Source organism: Rhodanobacter sp. MP1X3 (genome assembly GCF_014207165.1).
In the GTDB taxonomy this organism is placed as follows: Bacteria; Pseudomonadota; Gammaproteobacteria; order Xanthomonadales; family Rhodanobacteraceae; genus Rhodanobacter.
Genome location: NZ_JACHCO010000009.1, coordinates 53,649 through 67,934, shown reverse-complemented (window position 1 = coordinate 67,934; position 14,286 = coordinate 53,649). Strand labels below are relative to the sequence as shown.

Sequence of the window (14,286 nt, the reverse complement as noted above, 5' to 3'; positions counted from 1 at the left end):
GGATCGACAAAGATGGCGGCAAAAAAAAGGCCTCGCATGGCGAGGCCTTTTATCAAGCGGGAGGATCAAGGAGGCGTCAGGCTTCCACTTGTTCCTTGTACGCATCGATGGGAATACAAGCGCACATGATGTTCTTGTCGCCGTAAACGTTGTCCACTCGCGCTACCGGTGACCAGTATTTCTGCAGCTTCAGGCTGGGCAGCGGAAAGGCTGCCAGCTCGCGCGGGTAAGCGTGCGTCCATTCGCTGGCCGACACGGCCGTCGCCGTATGCGGGGCATTCTTCAGCGGGTTGTCCTCGCGATCGAGTTTGCCTTCCTCGACGGCGCGGATTTCTTCGCGGATCTGGATCATCGCGTCAATGAAGCGGTCCAGCTCGTGCTGTGACTCGCTTTCGGTCGGTTCGACCATCAGCGTGCCGGACACCGGGAAGCTCAGCGTCGGTGCGTGGAAGCCGAAGTCGATCAGACGCTTGGCGACGTCCTCCGCACCGATGCCGGTGGCGTCCTTCAGCGGACGCAGGTCGAGGATGCACTCGTGCGCCACCAGACCGTTGCGGCCGGTATAGAGCGTCTCGTAATGCGGGGCCAGTCGCTTGGCCACATAGTTGGCGTTGAGCAGCGCCACCTGCGTGGCCTTGCGCAGGCCTTCGCTGCCCATCAAGGTGATGTACATCCACGAAATCGGCAGGATCGAGGCCGATCCGAAGGGCGCCGCGGATACCATGCCCCCGAAGCTCTTATCAGGAGTGCGGCCATGGATGGACGCTGCTTGATTTTCGCCGACAAGGATGTCGGCACTAATGGCAGTCTTGGGCAAGAAGGGAGCGAGATGCGATTTCACTGCGCAGGGTCCCACGCCCGGGCCGCCACCGCCATGCGGGATGCAGAAGGTCTTGTGCAGATTCAGGTGCGACACGTCCGAGCCCCACTTGCCGGGCTTGGCCACGCCGACCAGCGCATTCATGTTGGCGCCGTCGGTATAGACCTGGCCGCCGTGCTGATGAATGGTTTCGCAGATCGCCACAATGTCTTCTTCGAATACGCCATGGGTGGACGGGTAGGTGATCATCAGCGCGGCCAGACGATCGGAATACTTTTCGGCCTTGGCGCGGATATCGTCGATGTCGACGTTGCCGTTCGCATCGCACTTGGTCACCACCACCGTCATGCCGCACATCTGCGCGGAGGCCGGGTTGGTGCCGTGCGCGGATTCGGGAATCAGACAGATGTCACGATGGCCCTCGTTGCGCGAACGGTGGTACGCACGGATCGCCAGCAGGCCGGCGTATTCGCCCTGTGCGCCGGAATTCGGCTGCAGGCTCACCGCGTCATAGCCGGTGCACTCGACCAGCATCGCCTCGAGGCTGTCGATCAGCTGCGTGTAGCCCTGTGTCTGCGAGGACGGCGCCAGCGGATGGATATTGCCGAACTCGGGCCACGTGACCGGAATCATCTCGGCGGTGGCGTTGAGCTTCATGGTGCAGCTGCCCAGCGGGATCATGGTGCGATCCATCGCCAGATCCTTGTCGGCCAGTGTGCGCATGTAGCGCAGCATTTCATGCTCGCTGTGATGCGTGTTGAACACCGGGTGCGTGAGGAACGCACTGGTACGGCGCAGACCGGCCGGCAGGGCGTCGTCGGTGGCGGCGTCGAGCGCGTCGATGTTATCGATAGCCACGCCAGCGCCGAACAGCTTGGCCAATGCGATCACGTCCTCGCGTGTAGTGGTTTCATCCAGGCTGATGCCCAGGCTCTTGCTATCGATGCGGCGCAGATTGAGATGCGCTGATTCCGCCTTGGCATGGATGACGTCGGCGTCGACGTTTACTACATGTAGCGTGTCAAAGAAATCCGGACCCACGGCAATGCCGGCCTTGCCCAGCGCACCAGCCAGGATGGCGCTGAGGCGATGCACGCGACGGGCGATGCGGGTGAGGCCTTCCGGACCGTGGTACACGGCGTACATGCTCGCCATGACCGCCAGCAGCACCTGCGCGGTGCAGATATTGGACGTGGCCTTCTCGCGGCGGATGTGTTGCTCGCGTGTCTGCAGGGTCAGGCGGTACGCCGGCTTGCCTTCGGCATCGATGGAGACGCCGATCAAACGGCCAGGCATCGAACGCTTGTACGCATCGCGACAGGCCATGAAGGCCGCATGCGGGCCGCCGTTGCCGAACGGCACGCCAAAGCGCTGCGAGTTGCCGACCACGATATCCGCGCCCCATTCGCCCGGCGCGGCGATCAAGGTCAGCGCAAGCAAGTCGGTGGCGACGGCAACCAGGCCGCCGCGCGCATGCGTGGCATCCGCGAGCGCTTTGTAGTCGTTGATCTGGCCGAAGGTGTTCGGGTACTGCAGTAGCACGCCGAAGCTATCGACGCTGGCGGCTTCGGTATCCTCACCGATGTGCAGCTCCAAGCCCATCGCCTCGGCGCGGGTGTTCAACACTTCGAGTGTCTGCGGATGCACGCCGCGCGACACGAAAAAGACGTTGGACTTGGACTTGCACGAACGCTTGGCGAGGGTCATCGCCTCGGCTGCGGCGGTGGCTTCATCCAGCAGGGATGCGTTGGCGATCTCCATGCCGGTAAGGTCGGCGCACAACGTCTGGAAGTTGATCAGCGCCTCCATGCGGCCCTGCGAGATCTCCGCCTGATACGGCGTGTAAGCGGTATACCAAGCCGGATTCTCGAGGATGTTGCGCAGGATGACGTTCGGCGTATGGGTGCCGTAGTAGCCCTGGCCAATAAAGCTGCGGAACACCTGATTCTTGTTGGCGATGACGCGGATCTTGGCCAGTGCCTCGACTTCGGTGATCGCGTGCGGCAGCGACAGCGGCGCGGACGATTTGATCGCAGCCGGCACGATGGCATCGGTCATCGTTTCCAGCGATTCATGCCCGATGACGTGCAGCATCTGCGCGATCTCGGCATCGTTGGGGCCGATATGGCGCTCGATAAACGCGTGATGATGCTCAAGCTCGCGCAACGAAGGGGTACGAGAGAAAGACGAGGTGGACTGGGTCATGACTGGAGGCATCCAAAGGCAACGTGCCGTGCCGCACGTAGGCGCCCCTCTGTCCTTTTGCCTGAGAGTTTGGAAATGCCGACCGATCGATAGGATCGCGGCGTTTCGTGCACCTTCGGCGCCGGATTCAACCGGTCTCTCCAGAGTGTTTGCGCGTGGTGGTACAGGAGCCTGAGCGATTACGGGCGTTGCGTCTTCGGCAGCGGTACAGCCCGTTCCGGGGCCGCCCACTTCTCCCACCATGCGTTTACCCCATGGATTATACAGACAGCACAGCAGGATATTCGCCAGCGTGCCGGTCGCTGCATCAGAGCGTCCGGTGCGATGGGTTAAAGGCCGAGTTCGCTCAGAGCCTGTTCAAAATTTCCCCGGTGCAGACTACGTGGAGAGGATGAACAGGCTCTTACGCAATACGTTGATCGATCATGGCCTGGCGACATGCCAATGAACGGGTCCCTGGCAGGGGTTATCACCATCATCGCCACAGTGGCCAAACAATCCTTGCAGCAGGTCTTCCGATGGCGTCCACTCGCCGATCGCCGGATGGATGAGCATCGCCTTGCGTGCCGTTAGCCAGTCCCCGCTCAGCGCCGCCTCGATGGCCGCGCGCTCATAAGCCTTGACGGATCGCACCAGGCCTTGCACCGCGTCCGGCAGCGCTTGCGTAGGGCATGGGATAATGGAATCGCGCGATATGTCCGAGGCGATCTCCACGACATCCTCATCGGGCAAACTGGGCATCGCGCCCTGGTTGAGCGTATTGACGACGATCTTTGCCGGCTTGGCGCCGGTCAGCGCGCTCATCACATCCATCGCAATGCGGTGATACCCCGAGCTGACCCGGAACGGGTCCACCTGCAGGCTCATTCCTTCATCGAACGCCGAACCGGCCTCGGCTTCCAGCTTCATATACGAGCCCGATCGCTGGTTGAGATAGGCCGCATAGGCTTGCACGGCTCCGTGGCCGTCGCCCTTGCCCAGATGGCTTTTCAGCGCGCCGACAAGCGCGTGGTTGAGCTTTTCGATTTCAGTGCCGCGGCTGGATCCCTGCGCCCGTTGATTGGTCAGTGCGCGTTGTCGCTCGTAGTAAAAGAAAAGGTATTCGGTAGGGATCAACCGCAGGGTGCGAATCATCTTGAAATCGAACAGCGGTGCCAGATACAGCTTACGCAGCAAGGCATTGTCACCGAGAAGGCGATCGATGACTTCCTCGCCTCGCCAGCGCACGCTGCGCACCCATCCCAGGTGGTTCAGTCCAACATAGTCGCATTCCAGCTCGTCGCTGCCCGCGCCGAGCGCGTGCGCGATATTGTGAAAAAGCTCGGTCGGGGTGTCGCAGATACCGACGATCCTGGCCCGTGTGTGCGTGCTCACCGCCTGTGTGACCAGGCCGGCGGGATTGGTGAAGTTGACCAGCCAGGCGTCGGGACTGAGTCGTTCGACCAGCCGCGCCTGCGCGATCGCGATCGGCACCGTGCGCAGCGCCATGGCAATGCCGGCCGGTCCGGTGGTTTCCTGCCCCGAGTAGCCTTTATCGATCGCCGCGAGTTCGTCGGACGCGCGCCCGGCGATACCGCCGACGCGGATGCTGCTGAGTACGAAGTGGGATCCCTCGATGGCCTCTTCGAGGGAGGTGGCGCCGCGCACCTGCAGGCTACCGCCGAACTCGGTCACGATGGCTTGGCCCAGCGCGACCATGATTTGCAGACGGTCGGCATCGGGGTCGTACAGCACCATCTCTCCGGCGCCGAGCGCTTCGGAAACCTCGTTAACGCCATAGACCACCAAGGGCGCGCGGACGCTCCCGCCTCCGATCAGGGCGACTTTACGTCCTGTGTAAGTACTCATAAATAGCTCCTTAGCCGTGTTGAATCCGGGAGCCCTTCGATGGCACCCGCTTGGGTGGTGCACAGCGCACCGCAGATGCAGGCCCGACGCAGGCAGCCGTCGATCGGCTCGGCATCCAGTAACGCATCGATAAACCCGGCATCGAAGGCATCGCCTGCGCCGGTGGTGTCAAGGGCGGTAACTTCGGGTGGGGTCGCGTAGTGCACGACATCGGGGTAGACGGCGAGCGCGCCTTTGTCGCCGAGCTTGACGACGGCATGATCGAGCCCGAGCTGCCGTGCCCATGCAATGAATGTTTCTTCGCTTTCACTGCCGGCAAGCAGCGCGGCTTCTTTTTGATTGGGCAGGAAATAGTCGATTTCCCCGAGCGTGGCCCGATTCGCCGGATCGCCCAGCCATGCCGGACTGAAACCGACGTCGAGTGAGGTCGTGCAGTGCGCTGCCTTTAGCTGTGGCAGCACAACGGCGGCTCGCTCACGCGGCAGCGGCATGGCGAAATGCACGTGCCGTGCGGTGCATAGCTCGGCCACGATAGCGCTGTCGCCAAGCAGGGCAGCGAGATGCTGGTTGGCGCCCACATGGGTGAAGAAAGAACGATCTTCGCGAGTCGAAACGCTTACGGTAACGCCCGTGCCGGTGGCATCGGAAACCAGTCCGCTGGTGCCGAGATGGAAATCTTGCAGTCGCTGCGCGAACCAGGGTCGGTCGTTTTCTCCGATCAAACCGATCAGCCGCGTCTTGCGCCCCAGCCGGGCCAAGCCGCAGGCGGTATTTATCGTGCCGCCGCCCAGTTCGCGTAGATAACTTTCCGCGACGACTTCTTCACCAGGCTGCGGCCAACTGGCGAAACCGCTGAAAATATGGTCCGCATAAATTTCGCCAATTACGGCGACATCCCAAATTTTCATGGATGCCGAAATGGCCATGTGTTCTGTCTCCATGCTTGCAAAAAAAAGATGACGCTGCCGCCGAGCAGGGCGATGACGCCCGCCAGCACATACCTCCACGGACTGGTGAATGCGATGTACAGCCAGCCAATCAGGCTGATGACGATCGGCCAGGGATACAGCGGCATCGCGAAGGTATCGGGGTTGCGTTCCTTTCGCCGCCGCAGGATGACTACGGCAAAACACTGCGCGATGTACTGGAACATGATCTGTATCACCATCAGCGTGGCGATCAGTGCGTCGAGCGAAAGCAGGCAGGCGAAGGCGGCCGTGATGCCGGTAAACAGCAGCGCCACCGTCGGAAACCGCCCTTTCGGATGGAGCCTTGCGAACACGCTGAAAAACTGGCCCTCGCGGGCCGCCGCGAACGGTACTCTCGAATAGCCCAGCAGCACGACCAGTGCCGATGCCCAACTGGCCACGATGATGAGAATGACCGCTAGGGTGCTGCCCAAGTGGCCGTAGATCACTTGCATGAAATCCGCCACGACGGCCTTGGATTGCGCGGCCTGCTGCAAGGGCAGAACGCCGATGATGGCCATGTTCAGCCCGAGATAGAGCACCGCCACGATAGGGATGGAACACAGCACGGCCAGCGGAATGGTTCGCCGCGGGCGTTTTATTTCGCCACCCAGCATGCACACATTGTTGTAGCCGCCGTAGTCGTAGACGGCGATCAGCGCCACCGCGCCGAACCCGAGCCAGAACCCGTTCGGTGACTTGGTCGTGGTATGCATGAACTCCATGGCCAAGCGCATATTGAAATGCAGCAGGCCGCTGCCCACGATCCACACGCAGGCGCCGATCACCAGCATGCTGACCAGCAGCGAAAGGTGCTGCACCGAGTCGATTTTCCGGTACAACACGGCGGTGTTGCACAGGCAGAGCAGGGCGGCCGCCAGCACCTGCTGCCAGTGCGTCATGCCAGGCAGCAGAAACGCCAGGTATTGCGCAAAACCGACCGCGGCCGAACCGATCGACAAGGGTGCGGTCAGCAGCGTCTGCCACAGATACAGAAAGCCGAACAGCTGCCCGGCTTTTTCGCGTCCGTAAGCCTCCCGCAGGTAATGGTAGGGGCCGCCTGATTCGGGAATGGCCGAACCCAGTTCGGCCCAGACCATGCCGTCGCACAGGCACAGCAGTGCGCCCACTATCCAGCCCAGCAAGACCTGCGGACCGGCCAGTGCCGAGAGCGCCAGCGGGATCGTGATGAAGGGGCCGACTCCCACCATGTTCAGCAGGTTGGCCGACAGGCCGCCCCAGAAACCAATGACACGCGGCGGGGCCGGCTGGGCGGTTGATGCAGTATGCGGTTCAAGAGCGGGCTGCAACACGTGTCATGCCCCCTGGACGTCGAGGGAACTCGACGAAGCTTGCGCGATGGATGCGCGTACGCCGCGATGGCGGACGGGGACTGTGCGTGACCGCGTCATGCGAAGGTCGGCAGCAGACGATCGGCACAATGGATCGTTGTCGGCAGGGTCTGGTGGAGATCCAGCACGACTACCTGGTTGACGCCCCTATGCAGCCATTCGCCGGGACAATAAAGACTCTGCTGCGGACCGATGTGCCAGTATCGACCCAACAGATGGCCGTTGACCCAGACGTATCCCTTGTTCCATGCACGCATGTCCAGGTAGGTATCGCCCTTGGCGTTCATCTGCAATTCGCCCAGAAAGAACAGTCCGGGGCGCAAGGTCGGCGCCTGCAGCGGTTTGAGTGACGCCGGCAGCTGGTCGTCGAGAGCGAGGCCGTAGACCTCCCAGTCCTCGATACATACGCCATCGAGATGGACGTTTCCTACCAGGCCCTTGCGATCGCCCAGCGGCGGACCGAAGTTCACGTGCCCGAAGCTGTCCACCAATATCTCCAGCAGCATGTCCTGCCGCTCGGTGCTGGCGGGCAGGGCATGATCAGGCCGTGTGTGAAGCTTGGGATGCCGCATGCGTGACACATGCCCGATCTCCTTGCCATCCACGTGGATCGTGGCGTAGTCCCTGACCCCGTCGACATGCAGTTGCGTGGCGCGAGCGGTGCGCTTGCGGTAAAGCACCAGACCCTGATCCTGGCCCAGCACTATTTCGTTGGCGACCGGTCTTGTTACCTTCGCCGGCGTGGCGGGGAGGTTGTCCCAGAGTGAAGCATGCGGCCGCGCCAGCGCATCGGCGAAGCCCGCCTTGGGCGTTGGTGCCGGTACTGGCATCGACCTTGATGGCGCTTGCGCCAGGATCATCCTGCGCAAGGCGAAATAAGCCGGCGTCGGATCGCCCTGTTCATTGATGGGCGCGCCGTAGTCATAGCTGGTGATCACCGGCTGGAAATTCGAACCGTCGTCGTCGGCATTGGCTCCGGCCGTCAAACCGAAATTGGTGCCGCCATGGACCACGTAGAGGTTGAACGAGTATCCGCGTGACATGATGCTGCGCAATGCGCTGACGCAGTCACGCCGGGCGAAATGGCGCTCGCCCCAGTGCGTGATCCAGCCTGGATAACATTCGCCGACCCAGACCGGCGCCTCGTGGGCGAAGGTATGTCCAAGGGCCAATACCGGCGGCGTGGCGCCGTCCAGCCCCAGCGCCGCGCCGGGAAGATAAGCGCGGCGGCGCTGCAGGTCGGGCCAGCCATCGGATACCGTCCATGGCCCGTCGATGCCATGCGCTTTCCAGAGATTTCGGATGGCTTCCAGGTAGCCCACGTCACTGGCGAACATCGAGTACTCGTTTTCGACCTGCAACATCAGGATCGGGCCGCCGCGGGCGACCATCAACGGGGCGATGCGGGGCGCCACCGCATCGATATAACGCTGCACGCCGGCCATGTAGCCGGCATCATGCCGATCGCGCAGGCTGACGTTCGGATCGCGCAATAGATAGGCCGGCAGCCCGCCCATGGTCCATTCGCCGCAGATGTACGGCCCGGGCCGCAGATAGACCCACATCTGTTCCTGCTGGCAAAGTCTGATGAAGGCGGTGAAGTCGCGGTTGCCCGAACTCAGGTCGAATACGCCCGGTTCACTCTCCAGATAATTCCACATCAGGTATATCGAAATCGTATTCAGTCCCATGGCCTTGGCCATGCGAATACGGTGCAACCAGTGTTCCCTTGGAATGCGCGACGGATGCATCTCGCCGCTGTATATCCGCATCGGCCGGTCGTCCAGCACGAACTGCCGATCGGTAAAAGCGAAACGGTGTGGCGCGCCATCGGGCAACCGCTCGGCCTGACTCTTCGCATACGATCGCATGCCCGCAGGCAACGTCGATGCCCATGCCGCGAGCGGCGCGAGCACGGTCAGGCCGAGAAAGTCACGTCGCCTCACGATGCGGCCGTGGTGAGGGTTGCAACGGCCGGGCTGCCGGCGACTTCGATATTCATCGGGCTACGCTCTGCCTAGCTAGAAGGAATACTTGACGGTGAGCAGGGTTGTCATTCCGGCGTCGACGATGTCGGAATTGATCAGGCTGTTCCTGCCTATATGCGCCCAGTAGCTATAGTTGCGGGTGAGGTTGGAGATCGAAAGATCTGCCCGCCACTGGTGGTCGAACTCGTAACCGGCGTGCAGGTCGACACGCCGCAGCGGCCGTATCCACAGGTCGTCCCAGGGCGCGCCCTGATTCAGAAAATCGTAAGACGACAGGTACGACCCGGTGTAGCGGTAGCTCAGATCCAGCGAAAAACCGTTTTTCTCGTAGAACAGCTGCGCATTGGCCATGACGTCGGGGGCATCCTGTATGCGCTGGCTGGAAAAGCCCACTTTGCCCAGGTCGACCTTCGAGCGCTGTTGCGTGTAGTTGACGCTCGCACCCAGGCCGTCGAAGGGCGATGGCAAGGTTTCAAACTTCTGACGCAACATGACTTCCAGTCCGTAAACTTTGCCATCGCCGCCGTTTTTCGGCGTCTTGTAAAAGATAGTATTGCTGTCGCTGGTATTGGAGTTGGCCTGGCCGCCGCCGCTGTCGTAGATGTAGTTGCTGATGCCCTTGTAGAACCCCGTGAGCGAGGCGAACCCGCCGTGGTCGGTCGTCCACTGGCCGGAAAGGTCGACATTGGTGGACTTGATGGGCTTGAGGTTCGGATTACCCTCGGTGATGGTCGTCACGCCATCGGAGGTGTCGATCTGCGCTCCGCCGCCCAACTGGACGAAGGCCGGCCGGGTGTAGCTGTACCAGACCGATGCGCGATAGACGGTATTCGGATCGGGCCGATAGTTCAGCAGGATGCTCGGCAGCGGTTCGTTGTAAACCGTATGGTTGTTGGAGAAGTAACCGGGCAGTTCGTTGCCTTGCGCATCGGTCGGCGTGGTCCAGAAGGTATTGCGGATGGCCGTATGTTCGAAGCGTACGCCAGGGATGATTTCCAGCGTATCCCAATGGAACGTCGCCATCGCATAGGCTGCGCTGACGGCCTCGGTGCCCCGCATCGTGTCGCAGTTGTAGTTATTGATAGCCAGGCTGCTGCAGGTGTCCAGGTCGCTCGGTTGCAAGTAGCGGCTGATCAGGTTGGCGACCGCCGACTCGCTGACCTTCGGCGTGCTCCAGTCGAATTTTCCCGGAAAGATCGAAGCGTACGAGCCGTTGAAAATACCCAGATCGCCCAACGTCGTAGTGCCGTCGTCGATGCCGCTGGTGGACCAGTCCCGATCGGTGAATTTGCGCGAACTGTCGCTGTACTTTAAGCCGAACTGGATCGACGAAAGGATGCCGTCGGTGAAGTCGTAATGGAAGTCGATCTTGGCCCCGCCTTTTTTCTGTCCCGAATAGATCTTGGTCACTTCGCCGTAGTCGTTGGCGTACATCGACGGAATATGGTTGACCTGGTTCAGGAGTCCGGACGTCAACTGCGGGTAGGGAAAGTTGTCGGCGCCGTAACCCAGTATCGAGCTGCCGCCATAGGCGAAGTTGGCCTGCGAATATTTGTCCTCGCGGCCGTCGATTTCAACGTGATCGGGCCGGTCGTTATCGCCGAAACTGTAAAAGATATTCGGCGAGATCGTCCAGCCGCCCGCGGTCTTGTCCGCGCCAAACTGAAACGTCGCCAGATCGGCTTTTTCGGGGTTGGTCTCGAACCAGAAACGGTTGGCGATACGCCCGATATTCGGCGTGTAAATTCCTGAATTTCCGTCCGCCACATACGTCACGTTCGCCGGAAGCAGTTGCGTATAGGTAGTGTCCTGATCGGTCAGCGCGTAGGCATAGGTCATTCGCGCATACGCCTGAAGCGTGTCGTCGACCTTCCAGTTGAAAGCGACGCTGCCGCCATAGCGGCGTTCGTAACCCGGTGCGATGCCTACATTCAAGCCGGTGCTGGTGAGGTTGCGGGCCGGGTCGTACCCTGGCGCGCTCGTACCGTCCTGGTTCGCATGCAAAAACGCCCAGGAGCCATCGTTCAAGGCGCTTTCCGCAGCGCCGACTTCACTGTTGGCAAAAACCCGGTAGTCGTAATAGCCGCTGGCATACACGCCGAACTGTTTATCGGCACCGAACTTGCTCTGGAATTCGCCTGCCAACCCGCCGCCCAGGCCGCTGTCACCATAGTCGCGGGCGCGGCTTTCCGAGCGACCGCTGACGGTAATGCTACCGCTGCTGTCTTGCTTGTAATCGAACGCGCTCGGTGTTCGGAAGTCTATCGTGCCACCGATCGCGTCGCCGTCCATGTCGGCGGTCGAGGTCTTGTTCAACACGATGGTCTGCAGTCCAGAGGGTGGCAGCAGGCTTAGCTGGACGCTTCGGCTATAGGGCATACCCTGGGCCACATCGACGCCATCAATCAGATTGACGTTGTATTCCGAGGGCAGGCCGCGTACCGAAACGAACATGCCTTCGCCGCGAGCGGCACCATCGATGCCGCCGAAATAGCCGGTACCGGTCGTCGTCACATTGACGCCAGCCATCAATCCGAGTGCCTCGGCGACGTTGTGCACGGCGGTATGCTGCAGGTCGTTCGCAGACAGGACGTCCACCGTATTGGTCGCGTCCATCTGCATGCGGCCCGCATCGTAACGATTGCGCACCACGGTGACGGCTTTCAAGTTGAAGGTGGTCGCTTTCGTGAGATTTACCGTGAGCGCTGCCGTTTCCTTCTTGGCGACCTCCACTGGTGTGGTGACTTCCTCGAAGCCGGCAAGGTTCGAGACCATGCTGTACTTGCCGGCAGGCACGCCGTTGATCACGAAGTGTCCCGCTGCGTCGGATTCGGCCTTGTAAGGCGTGCCGGCAAGGCTCACCAGGACGCGCGCCAGCGGCTGCCCGGATGAGCCCTGATGCACCTGTCCCGTCAGCGTACCCGCGATTAACGGCGTCGATGCCAGAACGCCACCCAGTGCGGCCAGAATGGTGCGTGACAGGAATTTCCTGCTCGGATAGTTCTTGCTTTGCATGCGTGTTTCCCCTGCTGGAAAGTGTCGAAGAGCAACGACGTAAACGTCAGTTGTCCGATCCACTGTTCATTCCGAGCGGTTGGCCAGTCTTCAGCTCATGACAGTCAGCGCTTGTCACGCGTGCACAGGCACGCGGTGACACGTTCAAGCGTCGCTGTTTTCGCAGGCGCCGATCAGATCAAACAGTTGCGCGCAAGGGTCCGATCGGTGGGGAATAGCCTGCCAGGCATTTCGAGCGCGAGCGCAGGGCGCTCAGCTTGGCGCGGATACGAATGGAAACTTTGATGGCTGCAAAAGGCGTACGCCGCCGTTCGTTCGCGGGCACGCGGCTCAAGTTCGTGGTGGTTGAACTTTGGCAGCTCATGTAGCTGTATCCCCAGGGTTTCCACGAGCCCGAATTCCTGTTGCAGAAAGATTCGGGCTAGCGAGTTACCACCCCGGCATGTCGATAAGACGATACCGCGGTGGCAGCGTAGTCATACCGCATACGGCGGACGCGCGTCAACTGCTTACTTTCTATCAGCGATAGGTCGGTAAATGCCGATCGAAGAGATGATGCTTGTTCTGGGATTCGCTCCATGTCGGCTGGCGCGCGGTTCGCTGCGAGCATGCCGGCCGTTTGTATGTCAGACGTTTGCAGATGTACCGCAACACTGGCTTATAGTCATCGGCACTGTCATTGCGGGTTTGTTTGCTTCCGATCCGTCGTTGAAAATGTTCGTGTGCCCGGTAAATCCCCGGGATGGTCTGAGCTATTCAACCTAGGCAGAACCGGCCCAACCGATAGAAACAGGGAATGGAAACAGAGATATGAGGTGGTGTCTCCAAGACCTACAGGCGGCAGCGCGCGGCTTGCCAAGGCAGCCAGCGTTGCCGGTGCTACGCACTGCCGCTTGTGCTGAAAAGACCAGACACTCCTCGGGCCAATACTGAATAGATATTCGATTTCAAGAGGATATTCGTGCAGTTGAAAGCGAGCTTTCTACTTACCGTAAAAATGCTGGTCATTGCGCTCGTGATTTCGCCGATGGCATCAGCGCAATCATCCTGCATGCGGGAAAATGTCTCCGGTACGGGCTATTTGCATCAGCATTGACGGCAAGCTTGGACGCTTTGGAGGCGTCGCGCCGGGAGAGCGACGCCCACAATGTGGATCACGTTTGTCTGCGTGTGCAGAATTACGACGAAGCATCGATCCTGGCGCATCGCGCGACGCATGGTGTGCGCATCGGCGAGGTGGGATCGCGATACGGTGCGGAAGGTGAGGGTCCGTCGATCTACCTGTTCGATCCGCAGGGCAATATGATCGAACTGAAAGGTCCGGCGACCATCTAGAACGTCACGGGTTTTTACAGGCCCAATGCGCTCAGTTCGGGCGCGTCATCCGGCCGACGACCCAGCGGCCAGTGAAACTTGCGATCCGCCTCGGCAATGGGATGTTCGTTGATGCTGGCCAGACGACGCTGCATCAAGCCCTCTTCGTCGAATTCCCAGTTCTCGTTGCCATAAGCGCGAAACCAGTGGCCGCTGTCGTCGTGGTATTCGTAGGCAAAGCGCACGGCGATGCGGTTGCCGGCAAAGGTCCACAGTTCCTTGGTCAGGCGGTAGTCGAGCTCCTTCGCCCATTTGCGTGCCAGAAACGCTTCGATGGCTTCGCGGCCGTTGATGAACTCCGCGCGGTTGCGCCACTGGCTGTTGGGCGTATATGCCAGTGCAACCTTGGCGGGGTCGCGGCCGTTCCACGCGTCTTCGGCCATGCGCACTTTCTGGATCGCCGTGGCTTCGGTGAAAGGTGGCAGCGGCGGACGTGACATGGTCGAACTCCGTTGAGCAGAAGTTCTTATCGTATCGCTGATTGGCCCGCCAGCCGATCGCCCAAAAGACGAAGGCCGCCTTTGTGGGGCGGCCTTCGTTTACAATTGGTGCCCGGGAGAGGACTCGAACCTCCACGGAGTTGCCCCCGCTAGCACCTGAAGCTAGTGCGTCTACCAATTCCGCCACCCGGGCAGGGTGTCACCCGGCTGTACAAGCTGCGTGAGCCGCGTAATGTAGGCACCTGCCGGTGGCTTGTCAACTCTTTTTCACCCTAT

8 protein-coding genes, 1 tRNA gene and 1 riboswitch are annotated in these 14,286 nt (G+C 60.9%); of the genes, 1 reads left to right on the top strand and 8 read right to left on the bottom strand.

Translation table 11 applies throughout. The features are described 5' to 3' along the window. Positions 1-76: 76 nt before the first annotated feature. The 6 genes from gcvP to HDE79_RS19585 form a co-directional block, all read right to left on the bottom strand. On the bottom strand, positions 77-3,025 hold the full coding sequence (gene gcvP, locus HDE79_RS19610; protein ID WP_184604590.1) for an aminomethyl-transferring glycine dehydrogenase: 2,949 nt from the start codon (positions 3,023-3,025) through the stop codon (positions 77-79). Between the two features lie 39 nt (positions 3,026-3,064). Then, a riboswitch (glycine riboswitch) is annotated at positions 3,065-3,179 on the bottom strand. Positions 3,180-3,448: 269 nt separating this feature from the next. Further along, entirely contained in the window at positions 3,449-4,873 is a 1,425-nt protein-coding gene (locus HDE79_RS19605) for a 6-phospho-beta-glucosidase (RefSeq protein ID WP_184604588.1), read from the bottom strand. After that, the gene (locus HDE79_RS19600) at positions 4,870-5,799 is read right to left on the bottom strand and encodes a carbohydrate kinase family protein (protein WP_255488523.1); all 930 of its coding nucleotides are present in this window, start codon (positions 5,797-5,799) and stop codon (positions 4,870-4,872) included. The genes HDE79_RS19605 and HDE79_RS19600 overlap by 4 nt, the downstream gene beginning before the upstream one ends. After that, complete coding sequence (locus HDE79_RS19595; protein ID WP_184604586.1) at positions 5,778-7,154, bottom strand: APC family permease; 1,377 nt, start codon at positions 7,152-7,154, stop codon at positions 5,778-5,780. Before HDE79_RS19595 ends, HDE79_RS19600 begins: the two co-directional genes overlap by 22 nt. A 95-nt stretch (positions 7,155-7,249) precedes the next feature. After that, on the bottom strand, positions 7,250-9,064 hold the full coding sequence (locus HDE79_RS19590; RefSeq protein ID WP_184604833.1) for a beta-galactosidase: 1,815 nt from the start codon (positions 9,062-9,064) through the stop codon (positions 7,250-7,252). A 150-nt stretch (positions 9,065-9,214) separates the two neighbouring features. Beyond that, positions 9,215-12,196 carry a TonB-dependent receptor gene (locus HDE79_RS19585; protein ID WP_184604584.1) on the bottom strand — a complete coding sequence of 994 codons (2,982 nt, stop codon included), beginning with the start codon at positions 12,194-12,196 and terminating at the stop codon, positions 9,215-9,217. Between the two features lie 1,104 nt (positions 12,197-13,300). On the opposite strand from HDE79_RS19585, the gene HDE79_RS19580 reads away from it, so the two are divergent. Then, the gene (locus HDE79_RS19580) at positions 13,301-13,531 is read left to right on the top strand and encodes a hypothetical protein (RefSeq protein ID WP_255488522.1); all 231 of its coding nucleotides are present in this window, start codon (positions 13,301-13,303) and stop codon (positions 13,529-13,531) included. 14 nt (positions 13,532-13,545) lie between these two features. Here the strand turns inward: HDE79_RS19580 and HDE79_RS19575 are convergent, their stop codons facing one another. Together HDE79_RS19575 and HDE79_RS19570 are read right to left on the bottom strand one after the other, a co-directional pair. Then, positions 13,546-14,010 carry a nuclear transport factor 2 family protein gene (locus tag HDE79_RS19575; protein ID WP_184604582.1) on the bottom strand — a complete coding sequence of 155 codons (465 nt, stop codon included), beginning with the start codon at positions 14,008-14,010 and terminating at the stop codon, positions 13,546-13,548. 106 nt (positions 14,011-14,116) lie between these two features. Further along, positions 14,117-14,203 (bottom strand) — tRNA-Leu (locus HDE79_RS19570). Between the last annotated feature and the right edge of the window lie 83 nt (positions 14,204-14,286).